This window comes from Sphingomonas sp. YR710 (genome assembly GCF_900101455.1).
Taxonomy (GTDB): Bacteria; Pseudomonadota; Alphaproteobacteria; order Sphingomonadales; family Sphingomonadaceae; genus Rhizorhabdus.
Genome location: NZ_FMZJ01000002.1, coordinates 214,947 through 229,295, shown reverse-complemented (window position 1 = coordinate 229,295; position 14,349 = coordinate 214,947). Strand labels below are relative to the sequence as shown.

Sequence of the window (14,349 nt, the reverse complement as noted above, 5' to 3'; positions counted from 1 at the left end):
TTAGCCGCCGTCACCACGACGGAGGCCACCATGCGACGTCCACCCAATCCCAAGCCTGCCCCTGCCCCTGAACCGGCCGAGACGCCCAAGGCGGCGCATGCGCCGCTGCCGGCGATCGTCTTCGAAGCCTGGTACCGCGCCCGTACCCGGATATCGCCCAACGCGCTGGGCTGGACGCCGGAAGCCGCGCTCCACCGCGATTGCCGCGCCTTCGCCCGCGCCTGCCGCGAACCCGGCATCCTGACCCCCGAAGCCTTCCACGCGCTGATGGCACGGACGCACAGCGTTCAGCGCCAGATGCTCGTGCGCAACGGCCTGGTCGAAACCTACGGCATCTGTTGGGACCGGCAATTGCTGCCGGCGCTGCGGGTGGCGGCATGATCATCGCCCGCATCGCCGGCTGCACCCGCGTGCTTGGCGCCCCCGCAGGCTGGACGCCGGAAACCAGCGGCCCATGCCTTGGCCTCCCGATCCGCGACGAAGTGAACGGCGACTTGCCGTGCATGGTCTCGGCCTGGGAGCCGACGCCAGCCGAACTCCGCGCGATCCTGTCCGGCGCGAAGATCATGCTGCGAATCGTCGGCACCGGCCATCCGCCCGTCATGCTCTATGTCGGAGATCCCGCATGATCATCGACACCAGCCTGTGGCATTGGCCGCAATGGACGATCATCATCCTGTACAGCGTGAGCCTTCTGGTCAGCTGCTCGATCCATGGCGATCCGATGGTCGAGCCGGGGACGAAGCTGCCGCGCAAATACAACGCGTTCCACGCGCTCCGCAATTTCGCGTTGATCTTCTTCATCCTCATCGCCGGCGGGTTCTTCAAATGAGCCCGCCGCTTCACGCCCACGAATGGCGCTCGCTGGCCGAGTGCGCCGAGCTGCTGCTCGCCGATCGCGTGGCCGGCTATCCCGAAGCCGTCGCCGCGAACAAGCTCACCCCCGAAGCTGCCGCCCGCGGCATCGCCGCGATGACGGCCGTCGTCGCCGTCTGGCGCGAAGCCGCCGCCTTTCGCCTGCCGGAGCATGACTTTGCCTTCGATCGCCACGCGATGATCGAAACCCTGCGCATCGCGCTGCGCCGCCTGCATGCCACGGCCGCCGCCGATCCGCACAACGATTTCCTCGCCAACCGCCGCGACTGCACCGCCGCCATGCTGTGGTGGCACGAGCGCTTCAGCGACGGCCCGTTCCACATGGTGCGCGGCACGCTGATCGCGCGCGAGCGGGCGGCGCGTGATGCCGAAAGGATCGCGGCATGATCGAGGGGCAACCAGTCGCAGATGACGCGGTCAAGCTAATCGCTGCAGAAATACGAGAGACACCCAGCAGCGTCGGTTATTCCGTCAGGGGCCTCAACCGCGAAATATGGGTTCACGAAGCCGCAATCGAAGCAATCCTTCGTCTTCTGAAAGACCGCGACACACCCGAAACCGCGAACTTCACCGAAGGCGTTACGCGAGAGGCGTTTCACCAGCGCGCTCGCTGGAGCGTCGATCACGATGCCGGAAAGACGCCATTCGATTGGTTCTGGTTGATTGGCTACCTCGCACAGAAGGCGGCAGACGCTGCCGTTCGTGGCGATATCGAAAAGGCCAAACACCACACGATCAGTACCGCTGCCGCACTATTCAACTGGCATCAACGCCTTACAGGCCGTGACAGCGGCATGAGACCGGGCATCATGCCTCCGCCCGAACCCGCGAAGGTGGATCGGTTGGCTGTGGCGCGCCTTCTGCACGATCGCCTTCGAGACCGCATGACGGGTGTTAGCGGGCGGCGTATCATGCCTGTTTGGGATGAGCAAACACCGGAATACCAGTCCATTGTCCTTTCCGACGCGGACGCCCTTCTAGCCCTTATCGGCCCTGCGGCATGACCCGCCACATCCGCCCGCTCACCCCGCTCGAAATCGAGGCCGTGCTCGGCGTTGCCGGCGACGCGCTGGCCGAGGAAACCCTGCAGGGTGACCGCCGCCTGATCGCCGCCTTCGAACGCGGCACCGCCAAGCTGCGCGGGGAGGATCCCGACATCGTCCCGAGCGATCCGCAATGGCTGGCGATCGCCGCCGCCCACGCCGCCACCGAAGCATCGACCGAGCTGCTGCGCTACGCCCGCGAGGGCGACCATGGCCACACGATGTTCGATCACATGGTCGAGCCGATCGAGAAGTTCGCTGATGCGCTTAAGATGGCGCTCGAAGCGCTGCCTGCGGCCGAGATCGACGGCGAGCGCAAACAGTTGCTCCGCGCGCTCAGCCGCTATCTCGAAGGGTGGGCATGATGAGCGGCGCGCCACACCTCTCTGCAGCCAACCCGAACGCTGACTGCGGTTGCCCCGAGGAAATCTGGATATACCGGAACATCGAGGTGACGATCCATTTCGAACCGGATGGAGCCATCGATGCGTTCTTCGACGCAGGCGACTGGCAAAACGATATGACTTTCCCGCCGGCTCCCGACCATGAGGCTGCAAGAGCGGCGGCCTTCGCGTGGATCGACGCGCTTCCTACGGAGGAAGAATACGCCGCGACGCTGGCTAAGAGCGCCTGAGCCGTGGACCACGCCCGCCCGGAAATCGCCGACGCTGAAAAGACCGCCCCTGCGCGGCCATTGCCAGCCTGTGCGGAGTGCATGGCGCCCTTCGCGCCCCGGCAGAACAGCCAGCTCTTTTGCTGCACCGATCACAAGAATGCGTTCCACGATCGCTGGCGCATCCGCGGCCGCCAGCTCGCGCCGCTTGAGATGGCCGTCAGCGTCACCCGCAACGGCCGCATCCGCGATACCGATATCGGCGTGCGCGCCGCCCGATCGGCCCAGCGCCTCAAGCGACAATGGGCCGCCGAGGATCGCGACGCCGGGCGCATGCCGATGGACCAATATATCCGCCGCCTGTCGCGGTGCCACGATCTGCCATGAGGGGCGCTGCCGCCAAATCCGCCTATCCCGGCAAGGTCGCGATCCGCCATGTGATCGAGACCGCGCGGGATTGCGGCCTTGACGTCGCCGGCATCGAGGTGTCGCCTGACGGCACGATTCGCGTCGTCGAAGCGCGGGCACTGCCCAAGCCGGCGGAGAGCGAATTCGACCGCTGCCAGCGCGAGGGACTGATTTGAGCGACCTGAAGCAATTTGCGCTGTTCGCATTTAACGACTGCTATCCGAGCGGGGGCTGGGGCGACTTCGTCGATAGCTTCGACACCATCGAAGAAGCAGCCGCCCACGGCAAAACGCTGCCACGCGACATTCGATCGATCATCGATCTTCGCACCGGCGAGGATGTGACTCCGGAGAGCATCTGGTGAGTGATATCGAAGGCGTCCACTTCGTTCGCATAGCGAAGCCGGGCAAGCCGATTCGCTGGTACGTCTACGCCTGGCGCGGCGGCCCCTGCGTCATGAAGGCCGAAGGCCCGAACAAGCCGAAGCTCGGCAAGGCGGAAGTGACCTCGATCGGCGAGAAGATGAAGGCCGCCACCGCGCCCGATGAAAGGATCCTGCGCGCCATGATCCGGGGCTGGCGCGGCAATGGTGTCGATCTCGCGACCGCCAGCCCGGAATGGCGGGCTCTTGCCCCATCGACCCGTGCGCTGTGGGGCGGATCGCTTGATTTGATCGATGCCAAATGGGGCCGGTCGACCCTCGCCGCGTGGGACGATCCGCGCATGGTCGCGATCGTCGTGGCGTGGCGCGACAGCCGCGCCTCCACCCCGCGTGCAGCCGATGTCGGCATCACTGTTCTGGCCGAGCTGCTCGAATGGGCCCGGCTCCGCGCGAAGGTGCGCATCAACGTCGCGAAGGATATTCCCCAACTTTATCATGGTTCCGATCGCGCCGAGATTATCTGGACCGATGACGACATGAAGAAGGCGAAGGCAGCGGCCGACGAACTGAAGCGCCCGAGAATCTATGACATCATCCGCCTCGCTACCTTGACCGGCATGCGCCGCGGCGATCTGGCCGCCGTCACGCTCGACGAAGTCTTCGACCATGCGATCATCCGCACCGCCGCGAAGAAAAGCCGGGGCCGCCGGCGCCGCGCGGTAATCCCGATGTTCCCCGCCCTCGCCGAACTGATCGACGAACTGCGCGCGCTGCCCCGCAAGGAAGGCGTCCGCAACCTGCTGGTCGGCGCGCGCGGCGCGCCGTGGAAGCCCGAGAGCCTGACCGAAGCTGTGAATGCGATCACCAAGAAAGGCGGCATCGAGCAGCCCGGCAACGCCGAGCTGGGCATCGCCCCCAAGCGCAAGCACCTCCACGATTGCCGCGGCACCTTCGTCACCCACCTTTGCCGCGCCGGCCTCTCGAACGAAGAAATCGCCCGCGCCGCCGCCTGGTCGGTTGAGAGCGTCGAGCGCATCCGGCAGGTGTACGTCGACGATGCTGCCGTCGTGATCTCGATGGCGAGGCGCATTGCGCGCCAGAAGGTTTGATTATGAAGCGCGACATCGGCCTATTGAGGGAAATCTTGCTCTGGGTCGACGACATCCCCACCACTCCCGTCTTGATGCGCGACTGCGAAATCAATGGCTTCAGCGCAGCCGAGATTTCTTACCATGCCGAGCTTATGATCGAAGGTGGTTTGCTGATCGGTACGGCCGAGCGCGCGGCATCCGGCGACGAAGATATTCGTGTTGAAGGCCTCACAATGCGAGCCCATGATTTTCTGACTGCGGTGCGTAACCCAAAGGTTTGGTTGGCGGCAAAGGAAGCTATCGACGCTTGCGGCGGCGTGCCGTTCGACGTCGCTCTGGAAGTTGCTAAAGGCTTCAGAAGGAAATCGGCATCTCGTTTGACGGACGCATCGAGAGGCCTTAAGGGAAGTGTCACAAGCAAGGGCTCGTAAAACGCTCTGTAAAACGAGGCGCCCAACCGGGCACTAAGTGCTTGAAAATGCGGGCGTAGCATAGTGGTAATGCTCTAGCCTTCCAAGCTAGCTAGGAGGGTTCGATTCCCTTCGCCCGCTCCAACAGCACAGTACATCAGTCCGCGGGCGCGCCGGTCCATCATAGCCGATAGTACGCCGATCGGCCGACTCACCGATAAGCCGAACCGGCTGCGACGAGGCGCGGAATGTCGCGTGTCAGCATCGGCTCCACCTCCGCGATGCGCCGGTCGCGCTCCGCCGGCTTGCTGTAGCCGCAGCGATCGCTCAGATGGCTTTTCAGCGCGGGAGAAAGCGCGCCACCCCTGATAAGCTGCTCGTATGTGGGCGCCGCGATACGCGCCGCAATGTCGGCCAGATGCGCGCGGTCGAGGCGAAGGAAGCGTATCAGATTTTCGCCGAGCATCGCCCGGACTTCGCTCTCCGGCACGCCTTGAAACATGTCCGAAAAATAGTCGTTGCTGTTGGGCCAGGTGCCTTCGATATGCGGATAGTCGCGCCCGAACGCCATCGTATCGACGCCGATCTCGTCGCGCATGTCCAGCTCGGCCTTGTTCATGAACGACAGTCCGGCGATGCAGTTTACCCCCCAATATTCGCTGGGGCGACGTTTGGCGGGCAAGCTGTCGCGATTCTGTTCCCAGACCCGGTCGAGCAACGCCAGCGTTGCCGGGATCCAGTCGGCGCGAACTTCGGTCACCATCATCCTGAGCGTCGGGTGGCGATCGAACACGCCGCTCAGCATGAACTGCCACATCCCCTGGCGCGCGCGCAGATCTCCGAAGACGCCGCCGTCGTTGAACACGGTGGTCACCAGCTTCCTGACCAGTTCCTGCGGCCCTCCGCCCTCCGCCTTGATCTCTGCGGCCGCGGTTTCGACTTCCGAGTGCATGAAGCCTTGCGGCATGCCGTATCCGGCGTGGGTGATGAGGGCCAGGTTGCGCTCGGCATAAGCGGCGAACACCGGATCCCAGTCGGATTCGAAAACCGGAATCTGGGTCGGCAATGCACAGTAGCAGGGGGTAAAAACGCCTGCGAAGCCATGATCGGCCATGTAGTCGGCCTCATCGAGCACGCTTTGCCGATCGATGCCCGACAGTGGCGCGCCAATCATCAGCAGGCGATCTTTCGCGCTCCCGAACGTGTCGGAACACCAGCGATTGTGCCCGCGCGCACCAGCATCGACAGCCGGCAGCGCATAGGTCCCGTTGACGGTGTTCCAGAACATGTCGACGGCGCGAAAATCGCCCGGGAAGACAAGCTCGGCGGCGATGCCTTCGCGGTCCATCTCCTGCAGGCGGACGTCAAGGTCCCAAAGGCCGCCCTGTCCGCGGTCGAAGCATCCGTCCTTGTCGAAGACCGGCCTCGCTTCGTCCGACATGCGCATGTTGCAGAGCAGCTGCATCGTGCCGGAGAACAGATCCTTTTCGTCGTGCAGACGCCGGAGATATTTGTGATATTTCCTGTCGAGATATTCCGGCCAGAGTTCGGACGGCATGCCCGCGTGACTGTCCGCGGACGCGATGATGAGCTCTTCCATTCTGCAACCTTTTCCCAAGGGATTTCACGGCACCGACAATGGCGTGAGCGCTGCAGCTCTGCCATTGCCTGCTCCAATGATAGGCCGCGGCAACGATGACGGGCCCTTGTCCGCCATCGTTGCCGCCGGGCCGCGCGCCGCGCGTCAGGCGAAGACCTTGGCGCGCCAGAGGTCTTCCTTCATCGCGCGGTCCATCTCCGGGACGCGCGTCTCGCGCTCGGGCTGGGCCAGATATTGTGCGCGGTTGTCGAAATGCGCGATCAGGTCGTCGGGCAGTGGCGGATGCTCACCGAAGATCGCATCCGTCGACGGGCCGATCCGCTGCGCGATCGCATCGAGCTTCGTCTTGTCGAGCCCCAGGAACCGCATGGCGTTGCCGCCCATGATGCCGATCGCTTCATCCCGCGGGATCCCGCCCAGCGCATCCCGCAGCCAGGGAATCGTGTTGGGCCATGTACCTTCGCCGTGCGGATAGTCGCGCCCGAACGCCAGGCGCTCGACACCGAGGTCATGCCGCAGGTCGACTTCGCAGCGGCGGATGAACGACAGGCCGTTCATGCAATGCGCCTTGTAATATTCGCTCGGCTTCAACTTGGCGGCGATGCTGTCCCGATGCTGTTCGAACTGCGCGTCGAGATATTTGAACGTCGGGCCGAGCCAGTCGCCATAGATCTCGCTGAGCATGAGCCGCAGCTTGGGGAAACGATCGAAGACACCGCCCATCATGATCTGCCAGGTCGCCCGGCGCGGCTTGATGCTTGAGAAGATCTTGCCCTTGAAGAACTCGTTGCGCAGCCGATCGATCGCCTTGCCGACATTCCCTTCTTCTTCGCCGACCTGCACGCCGATGCGCTGGAAGATGGCGCCGAGCTCGCCCTGGCCTTCACCCTGGCCGGCGTGCATCCACAAGGTGATGTCGCGTTCCTGGCACCGGGCCCAGAATGGATCCCAATATCGATCGAACAGCGGTGGCTGGCCGGGATAGGCGACGTAGCCGGGCACCGATGTTGCCTTGAAGCCGTTGTCGGCGATCCAGTCGAGTTCCGCGAGCAGTTCATCCATGTCGCGCCAGGGCGCCGAGCCGATATTAGCGATCAGGAACAAGCGATCCGAATCGGGGCCGAATTCATCGAGCAGCCAGCGATTATAGGCCTTCACGCCGGCCTGAGCGACGTCCATCGTGTGCGTCCAGTTCGAAGACTGGTAGAAAAGCCCGGCGGCGCGTGCATCGCCGCTATGGACGAATTCGCCGGCGATGCCCTCGCGGTCCATCTCCTGAATGCGGATCTTGCGATCCCATACGCCGTAGCCGCCGCCATTGCTCAGCGCCTTTTCCGTGTCGAATATGTCGAGGAGATGGGTGTTGTGCAGCCGCTGCGTGAAATGCGCGGTGATCTGCGTGTAGCTGCGGTTTTCCTCGATCAGGCCCGGCAGGGAATCGTGATAGCGCTTGTCGAGATATTTCGGCCAGGCTTCGGGTGGCATCTGGGCATGCCCGTCCACCGAGACGATTGTGAGTCTGTCCATGTCCATCGCTCTCCTTATGGCCCCTTCGGGCCCGGGGTCTTCGCTCCCCCTGAGGATAACATAAATTAAGCGTACGCCGATGTACATTTGCGATTTTGAAGGTGCCGCTTTCGCGCTCCGGAGTGCGAATGTCCTGAATAGATCAACGGATCATCTGCGGGCGTCGATCGTGCAGCATTTCGCGCAACGGAATATAGTCGCGCTCGAGATCGGCGGCGGACATCGGCCGGCCGGTCAGATAGCCCTGGATGAAGTTGACGCCGCGCATCAGCCGAAGCGCATCGAGCTGCTCGGCTGTCTCGACGCCCTCTGCGATCGCGTCGATCCCCAGCGATTCCGCCATCACCGATTGCGCGCGCACGATCGCGGCGTCGACACGCGACTCGTTCATAGTCGCGATAAAGCTGCGGTCGATCTTCACGACATCTGGCTGAAACTGCTTGAGATAGGTCATCGAATTATAGCCGGTGCCGAAATCGTCGATCGCGAACCGCACGCCGTGCCGCCGCAGCCGCGCGAACTCGCCTTCGATCAGCGCGCCATAGCGGAATGCCACTGTTTCGGTGAGTTCGATCGTCAGCGCCGACGGTGGAAGGTCGGCATGCGCGATCAGGCCAAGCAGCATGTCCGAGAAATGCTGGTCGATCAGCTGCGTTGCCGAAAGATTGACGTGCATCGAAAGCGGAGCCCCGGTGAGAGTTCGCCAGTTTCCCAACTGATCGAGTGCCCGTGCAAATAAGGTGCGGCTGATTCTGTCCATCAAGCCGAGCCGTTCGAGTGCGGGAAGAAATTCATCCGGTGCGACGATTTCGCCCGAAGCGCGCTCCCACCGCAGCAGGGCTTCGAATCCTTCGAGATGGCCGGTGTCGGTGCTGACCATTGGTTGATAGTAGAAGACGAATTCATCGGCCTCCACGCCGTCGAGCAAATCGCTGTCCAGTTGCAGGCTGCTCAGTAGCGCGCGGTCCATATCAGCGGTAAAAACGCTGTACTGATTTTTGCCCAGTCGTTTGGCGTCGTAAAGGGCAATGTCGGACGCCTGATGCGCCCAATCCGCATCAAGGTTGGGTTGGTCCGGGTCGAGAATGGCGATGCCGATGCTGACCGCGGCCTTCAGGCTCGCCCGTGCGAGCACCACCGGCTCGGCCACGGCGCGAATGATCTTGCGCGCCACGCGCAGGGCGGCCTCGGCGAAGGGCACATCTTCCAGCAGGATGGCAAATTCGTCGCCGCCGATGCGCGCCACGGTGTCGCGCGAACGAACGGTCGCGCGAATTCGGTGCCCGATTTCGATCAAAAAGGCGTCGCCGATATCGTGCCCCAGCACATCGTTCACCTGTTTGAAGTCGTCGATATCGATGACCATCATCGCCATCAGGCTGTTGTTGCGCCGACTGCGACGCAGCGCGTGCGAAAGCCGGTCCTGCCAGATCGCCCGGGTGGGTAGCGCGGTCAGCTCGTCATGCCCGGCGCGGGCGTTTCGCAGTGACCGCGCGATCGCGAACATGATGGCGTTGGCAAGCGTTTCGGGGCGCAACCCGTCGCGAGGAACCAGATCCTGAATGCCAAAGCTTGCCCAGCGTACCGCGGATTCGGCGTTCGGAAATTCGGTGCTCAGCAGCAGCGGTATATGCGGTGCGGCAGAGGCGATGTGCCGCAGCGCTATTTCCTCCTCCGCTGAAGGCTGCGCGATCCACGCCAATATCGCATCGGCCCGCGCCGCGCGTTCAGACATCATCGTGTCCAGTGCGGTCAGATCTTCCACCCGTTGGCAATCGAACCGCACCTCGGTGGCTTCCATCAGCAGGTCTTTGATCAACAGCATTTCGTGGGCGCCGCGGCACAGAACTATCAGCCTGACGGGGCGACCGCGGAGCATGCTCTTAGCCGGCATTTAGAGCCCTCGCAGCTGATGGCGCCGGTGCGTGTCCGTGCAGCGTAAACCACAGGGTTGTACCACCATCCTCGGCCGACTCGGCCTGGATTTCGCCGCCATGGCGCTCGACGATACGGGCTACCACCGCGAGTCCCGCGCCCACGCCATGGCCCGCGGCGTGATCGCGAAGCCGCTTGAAAATACGGAATGCATTCTCGGCCTGGCCGCCGCCGATGCCGATCCCATTGTCCGACACTGCGATCCGCCACAGTCCATCACTGCGCCGTCCGGCCTGAATCCGCAGATGGGGTCTGCGGTCGGACCGGAATTTGAGGGCATTTTCGATCAGCTCGCGCAACACCCAGCGGAGTTGAGCCTCGTCGCCCCAGACCGATGGCAGGGGCGCGACCTCGAAGGAGGCGTCTTCCCGGGCGATCCGGTCGGACAGCGTCTCGCGCGCCGCGGCCAGAGCCCGATCCAGCGGGAAATCGGTCATCGGCGCGCCGCGCGTGTCGACCCGCGAATAACGCAGCAGACTGTCGAGCATGTCGCGCAGCCGGCGACCGCCCGATCGGATCTGCTCCAGGTAGGATTGCTGCGTCTCATCCTGCCCGTTTCCGTAGCGGCGCTCGATCAGTTCGGAGAAGCTGATGATCATTCGTGCCGGCTCCTGCAGATCGTGCGAGACCGCATAGGCAAAGCTTTGAAGGTCGGTGCTGCGCTTCTCGAGGCCGGCTTGGGCGATTTTCAAGGACTGGATATCGCGGAATATGATGATCGCGCCGCCACGCGCCCGCGGATCAGCAGATTCACAAGGGTGGACACGCATCGCGAGCCATCCTCCGTCGATCTGGAGCACGTCGCGTTCGAACGGGGTGCGGGAGGTGATGACCTGCCTGATAGAATCGTTGAATTGATCGAAGGCGATCCTGCAGCCCAGGCCCGAAACGGTCCGCCCGATATCGGCGTCATTCAGATCGAAAAGGCGCGCGGCGTTCGGCGTGAAATCCGATATCGCCAGATCGGCATCGACGAACACGGCCGCGACCGCCGCGGCTCGCACGAGATTGTCGAACTTTTCCGCAGAGGCCGCGATCCGGTCTTCCAGCGTCTGACAGGATCTTCGCAGGTCATATAGCTGCTCTGCTACGTCATTCAGCGCGGGATCGGATGCCGGCACGATCGTCATCCGTGCGTGATCGCCGAGAAGCGTGGCCGAGACAGCGCCCGAGACAAGAATACGCGCTTACCAGATGATCGCATTGCTACCCACCCTAGCCGGAAACGACGTTAAACCGACGACCGACCATAAGAGACGAAGCCTATACCCGCTCTATCGTAATATCCGCTCCGTATAATCCCCTAAAGTCCGATATTTTGAGTACTGAAATGGATTACTATGCTAGCAGGGAGAAGTGCTCGGGGACCAACAAAAAGATTTGAACAACCGATTAAGCTTTCACCCTGGCGCAGTTTGCTGCGTTGCAGCGGGAACGGCGCTAACAATCGTCGTTTTGGCCCTTCTCGGATGGGGCTTTGACATAGATATATTCCGCCGGATCGTGCCGGGCTGGCCAGCGGCGAGACCACTTGCCTTAACATCACTCTTTCTGTTGAGCGCGGCGCTTTTTGTCACAGCACGCCCGGGGCGAGGCCCGAGATGGGCGTTGTTTCTGTCGTGCTTTGTCGCAATAATGGTATTTTCCTCCCTAATATTCTTTCCCGATGCCCCACCCGACCGGTGGTTTTCGCCGCCGCCGCCGGCCGCGTCGCTGAGCCTCGTCGCGCTGGCGATAGCCGCTGCTTTGCTGCAGCGCGAACGCCCCGTGATGCCGTTGGTCGTGGCGGCGGCGATCTTCGCGCTCGGGATGCCGTTGCAGCGCATGTCGACGATTCCGTGGCTGGGCCCGGTCACGCCGGCGGGGGGGCTGGGGCTCATGCCGCTGCCGACAGCCTTGCTCCTGATCGTGCTGGACGTTGGCGCCGTCCTCCTGAATCCGAAACTGGCTCTGTTTGATCGGCTGATCGTGCGCTCGGCGGAGGGGCGATCGCTGCGGTTCCTGATCCTGGTGGCGGTGATCGGGCCGATCGCCGTAACCGGTGGCGGCCTTTTCATGCACTATCGGCACCATGTCGATATGATGGACTTGTCCACCTTGTTGCTGGTGGCGATGAGCGCTGCGGGGATAGGCGCGGCGCTGGCCGCGATCGAGGCGAAGGCACACAGTGCCGCTTATGCGCGCCAAAGCGCCGATCATTTTGTGCTTTTGCTGGATCAGGCACCGATCGCCTATCTGCTCGTCGAGCGCGACGGACGGATCAATTCGGCGAACCGTGCCGCTGCGGATCTATTCGGTTGGGCCCGGCGCGAGCTGGAAGCCATGAATGTTGACAAACTGGTGCCGCAAACGGTGCGCCAGGATCATGCCAGGTTGCGCGAAACGTTCGTTGCGGAGGGCGGCAGCCGGGAGATGGGGGCAGGGCGTGACGTGTACGGCACGCGCAGCAACGGCGATCTCGTGCCGCTCGAAATTGCGCTCACGCCGATCGACATGTCGGACCGGAAGCTGATTCTGGTGTCGCTCGTCGATATTTCGATCCGGCGGAGGATCGAGGGCCTGCAAGATCTGCAAAAGGCGATCGTTGCTTCAAGCATTGATGCCATCATCAGCGAGTCGCTCGACGGCACGATGCAATCGGTCAATGCCAGTGCGGAGAGGATCTTCGGTTTCACGGCCGACGAACTGATAGGGCGGAACAGCATGATGTTGGTGCCGCAGGACCGGCGGGCGGAGGAGGCGCTCATCTTCGGGCGTATCGAATCGGGCGAAACCATCCCGGCCTTCGAAACCAGCCGGTGCCGGCGCGACGGGACAACGATCGCCGTGTCGATGGCGGTTTCGCCGGTCCGCAACAGTACCGGCCGTGTGGTCGGCATCTCCAGAATTGCGCGCGATATCTCCGATCTGGTCGAGCTCGTCGGCGCGCTGGCAGCCAGCGAGTCGCGTATCCGGGAAGTCGCAAATTCGGTACCGCAGCTGATTTGGACCAGCGATCTTAACGGATATCCCGATTATCTCAGCGACAGATGGACGGAATATACCGGTCGCTCCATCGCTGAACTGTCGGGCGCTGGGTTGCTCGGCCTGCTGCATCCCGATGACCGGGAGACCGCCCGGGCGGGCTGGAGACAGTCGCTGGAAAATGGAACGCCATTGGCTTTCGAAATCCGGCTGCGGCGGTTCGACGGCGAATGGCGCTGGTTCGATACGCGGGCGCTGCCGCTTCGTGATCGGGATGGCCGCATTACCAAATGGTTCGGATCCAATACCGACGTTCAGGAACGCCGCGACATGCTGGCGGCGGCACAATCTTACGCGCGCGACCTTGAACGCTCGAATGCCGAACTCGAACAATTTGCTTATGCTGCGTCGCACGATCTGCAGGAGCCGCTGCGGATGATCACCAGCTACACGCAGCTGATCGAGCGCCGCTATGCGGTCCATCTCGATGATGATGGTCGGCTCATGTTCGGATATGTCGTCGATGGCGCGCGCCGGATGCAGCGCCTGATCGACGATCTTCTGGTCTATTCCCGCCTCCGGCAGCCGATGGCGGCCGATAGCCGCTGCGAGGTCGCCGCCGCGATCACGCATGTGCGACGGCTGCTGGTCGATCGTCTCGCCGCCACCGAAGCGGAACTGGTCGTCAGCCCCGATCTTCCTGTCATGCGGATCAGCCCCGTCGCCGCGAATCAGCTGTTCCAGAATCTGATCGGCAACGCGCTGCGCTATCGTTCGGATGCGCCGCCGCGGATCGAGATCGGCGTATCGGAAGTCGCGGACGGATTCGCGCGCTTCTTCGTGCGCGACAATGGCATCGGGATCGAGCCGCGCTTTCACGAAAAGGTTTTCCAGATCTTCCAGCGGCTGAAGCGCGGGGGCGAGGGGGATCCGGGTGGCACAGGTATCGGCCTCGCTTTGTGCCGCCGCATCGTCGAGAACGCGGGCGGGACGATTGGCATCGAATCCGATGGCCGGTCGGGGACCACCTTCCACTTCACCTTGCCGATCTTACAGGAGACTATCGATGGCGTCTGACGAATACGTCAACATATTGCTGGTCGAGGACAATCCGGGCGATGCGATGCTCGTCCGCGAATCGATGCGTGACATCAAATTGCACAATCGGCTGCACCATGTCAGCGACGGCGATGAAGCGATGCGATTCCTGCGGCGCACCGGCGAATATACCGATGCTGCCCGGCCCGATTTGATCCTGCTCGATCTCAACCTGCCCGGCATGTCGGGGCGGGAGGTGCTCAGCGCGATCAAGGGGGATGCCAATCTTGAGGTCATCCCGATCGTGGTGATGACGTCTTCGTCGGCCGAGCGCGATATCGTCGAGAGCTATGAGATCGGCGCGAACTGCTACGTCACCAAGCCGCTCGACCTCGATCAGTTCATGCACGTCGTGCAGTCGGTCGAAACATTCTGGCTGTCGATCGTCAAACTGCCCTGAGA

18 protein-coding genes and 1 tRNA gene are annotated in these 14,349 nt (G+C 62.9%); 15 read left to right on the top strand and 4 right to left on the bottom strand.

Going from position 1 to position 14,349, the window contains the following annotated elements; genetic code table 11:
• The first annotated feature begins 30 nt into the window (after positions 1-30).
• The 13 genes from BLS13_RS03545 to BLS13_RS03485 all read left to right on the top strand — a co-directional run bounded on the left by BLS13_RS03545 (position 31) and on the right by BLS13_RS03485 (position 4,967).
• Entirely contained in the window at positions 31-381 is a 351-nt protein-coding gene (locus tag BLS13_RS03545) for a hypothetical protein (RefSeq protein ID WP_093449846.1), read from the top strand.
• Entirely contained in the window at positions 378-629 is a 252-nt protein-coding gene (locus BLS13_RS03540) for a hypothetical protein (RefSeq protein WP_093449845.1), read from the top strand. The genes BLS13_RS03545 and BLS13_RS03540 overlap by 4 nt, the downstream gene beginning before the upstream one ends.
• Positions 626-832: a hypothetical protein gene (locus tag BLS13_RS03535; protein WP_093449843.1), complete on the top strand. Its 207-nt coding sequence runs from the start codon at positions 626-628 to the stop codon at positions 830-832. Before BLS13_RS03540 ends, BLS13_RS03535 begins: the two co-directional genes overlap by 4 nt.
• On the top strand, positions 829-1,263 hold the full coding sequence (locus BLS13_RS03530; protein WP_093449842.1) for a hypothetical protein: 435 nt from the start codon (positions 829-831) through the stop codon (positions 1,261-1,263). Before BLS13_RS03535 ends, BLS13_RS03530 begins: the two co-directional genes overlap by 4 nt.
• Positions 1,260-1,880: a hypothetical protein gene (locus tag BLS13_RS03525; RefSeq protein WP_093449840.1), complete on the top strand. Its 621-nt coding sequence runs from the start codon at positions 1,260-1,262 to the stop codon at positions 1,878-1,880. The genes BLS13_RS03530 and BLS13_RS03525 overlap by 4 nt, the downstream gene beginning before the upstream one ends.
• Complete coding sequence (locus BLS13_RS03520; RefSeq protein ID WP_093449839.1) at positions 1,877-2,284, top strand: hypothetical protein; 408 nt, start codon at positions 1,877-1,879, stop codon at positions 2,282-2,284. Before BLS13_RS03525 ends, BLS13_RS03520 begins: the two co-directional genes overlap by 4 nt.
• Positions 2,284-2,553, top strand: a complete 270-nt coding sequence (locus BLS13_RS03515) for a hypothetical protein (protein WP_093449837.1) — start codon at positions 2,284-2,286, stop codon at positions 2,551-2,553. Before BLS13_RS03520 ends, BLS13_RS03515 begins: the two co-directional genes overlap by 1 nt.
• Positions 2,554-2,556: 3 nt before the next feature.
• Positions 2,557-2,919, top strand: coding sequence for a hypothetical protein (locus BLS13_RS03510; protein ID WP_143011855.1), 363 nt, complete (start codon positions 2,557-2,559; stop codon positions 2,917-2,919).
• Positions 2,916-3,116, top strand: coding sequence for a hypothetical protein (locus BLS13_RS03505; protein ID WP_093449834.1), 201 nt, complete (start codon positions 2,916-2,918; stop codon positions 3,114-3,116). The genes BLS13_RS03510 and BLS13_RS03505 overlap by 4 nt, the downstream gene beginning before the upstream one ends.
• Positions 3,113-3,304: a hypothetical protein gene (locus BLS13_RS03500; RefSeq protein ID WP_093449832.1), complete on the top strand. Its 192-nt coding sequence runs from the start codon at positions 3,113-3,115 to the stop codon at positions 3,302-3,304. The genes BLS13_RS03505 and BLS13_RS03500 overlap by 4 nt, the downstream gene beginning before the upstream one ends.
• Positions 3,301-4,431, top strand: a complete 1,131-nt coding sequence (locus BLS13_RS03495) for a tyrosine-type recombinase/integrase (RefSeq protein ID WP_093449830.1) — start codon at positions 3,301-3,303, stop codon at positions 4,429-4,431. The genes BLS13_RS03500 and BLS13_RS03495 overlap by 4 nt, the downstream gene beginning before the upstream one ends.
• A 2-nt stretch (positions 4,432-4,433) precedes the next feature.
• The gene (locus BLS13_RS03490; RefSeq protein WP_093449828.1) at positions 4,434-4,844 is read left to right on the top strand and encodes a DUF2513 domain-containing protein; all 411 of its coding nucleotides are present in this window, start codon (positions 4,434-4,436) and stop codon (positions 4,842-4,844) included.
• Between the two features lie 49 nt (positions 4,845-4,893).
• Positions 4,894-4,967 (top strand) — tRNA-Gly (locus BLS13_RS03485).
• 67 nt (positions 4,968-5,034) lie between these two features.
• Here the strand turns inward: BLS13_RS03485 and BLS13_RS03480 are convergent.
• The 4 genes from BLS13_RS03480 to BLS13_RS03465 form a co-directional block, all read right to left on the bottom strand.
• The gene (locus BLS13_RS03480) at positions 5,035-6,423 is read right to left on the bottom strand and encodes an amidohydrolase family protein (RefSeq protein ID WP_093449827.1); all 1,389 of its coding nucleotides are present in this window, start codon (positions 6,421-6,423) and stop codon (positions 5,035-5,037) included.
• Between the two features lie 144 nt (positions 6,424-6,567).
• On the bottom strand, positions 6,568-7,950 hold the full coding sequence (locus BLS13_RS03475) for an amidohydrolase family protein (protein WP_176943416.1): 1,383 nt from the start codon (positions 7,948-7,950) through the stop codon (positions 6,568-6,570).
• Positions 7,951-8,092: 142 nt separating this feature from the next.
• Positions 8,093-9,775 (bottom strand): putative bifunctional diguanylate cyclase/phosphodiesterase, encoded by a 1,683-nt coding sequence (locus BLS13_RS03470; protein WP_176943415.1) that lies wholly within the window; start codon positions 9,773-9,775, stop codon positions 8,093-8,095.
• Between the two features lie 58 nt (positions 9,776-9,833).
• The gene (locus tag BLS13_RS03465; RefSeq protein ID WP_093449822.1) at positions 9,834-11,015 is read right to left on the bottom strand and encodes a sensor histidine kinase; all 1,182 of its coding nucleotides are present in this window, start codon (positions 11,013-11,015) and stop codon (positions 9,834-9,836) included.
• A gap of 505 nt (positions 11,016-11,520) precedes the next feature.
• On the opposite strand from BLS13_RS03465, the gene BLS13_RS03460 reads away from it, so the two are divergent.
• Both BLS13_RS03460 and BLS13_RS03455 read left to right on the top strand, forming a co-directional pair.
• The gene (locus tag BLS13_RS03460; protein ID WP_093449820.1) at positions 11,521-13,926 is read left to right on the top strand and encodes a PAS domain S-box protein; all 2,406 of its coding nucleotides are present in this window, start codon (positions 11,521-11,523) and stop codon (positions 13,924-13,926) included.
• On the top strand, positions 13,916-14,347 hold the full coding sequence (locus tag BLS13_RS03455; protein ID WP_093449818.1) for a response regulator: 432 nt from the start codon (positions 13,916-13,918) through the stop codon (positions 14,345-14,347). The genes BLS13_RS03460 and BLS13_RS03455 overlap by 11 nt, the downstream gene beginning before the upstream one ends.
• Positions 14,348-14,349 lie beyond the last annotated feature (2 nt).